The sequence below is a fragment of the Proteus sp. fly-1008 genome (genome assembly GCF_040140305.1).
GTDB classification, from domain to species: Bacteria; Pseudomonadota; Gammaproteobacteria; order Enterobacterales; family Enterobacteriaceae; genus Proteus; species Proteus vulgaris_B.
This window is the reverse complement of sequence record NZ_JBEEWH010000058.1, coordinates 1-562: the sequence shown is the minus strand read 5'-3', so window position 1 is coordinate 562 and position 562 is coordinate 1. Positions and strand designations below refer to the sequence as shown.

The window sequence follows — 562 nt, the reverse complement described above, 5'->3', positions numbered from 1 at the left end:
CAATAAAAAAGCCACATTTGTGGCACTTACTCAGACTCACTGAGTTCTTTCATTAATTGCTTGTTGTACTCGCTGACCTGATGTATCTCTATCAAATTCATGCAGTCCTCAAGACTGTATACCGTTGATAGTTCATGCAGTGTGGCGTGACCAGATGTAATAACCTGAGATACCACACTAGACACATTAGCGGTTTCAGCGAGTACGCCATCCTTTAGCGGTAGACCAGCCTTTAGCCTTTCAAGTCTGACCCACCGCCTTGAGTTAAAAAATCAATATGGATGGCTAACACTTCTTTGCGGAGTTTGAACATCGTACTTAAATCTTTAATATCTGAGTCGATAATCAACGCTCGCGCATTACCGCTACTAGGAAGAACTTGGACGCACTCTAACAACTCGTCAAGTAACGGAATACCAACATCAGGCTTAATGCCAGATAACGCCTTAATCGCCACCTGAGCCATTCCCAGCATACCCATGTTCGGGTTAATGCCTTCGATATCGATACCACCGTTAGCAATAGCAAATAAAGCACGCATGGCCCAGTTGTCGGCTTTAGT

Annotated in this window: 1 protein-coding gene; it reads right to left on the bottom strand. The window is 44.1% G+C overall.

All coding sequences use genetic code 11. From position 1 onward, the window contains the following. Positions 1-232: 232 nt before the first annotated feature. A partial coding sequence (locus ABN256_RS19160) for a hypothetical protein (protein ID WP_349439943.1) occupies positions 233-562 on the bottom strand: 330 nt, incomplete at its 5' end.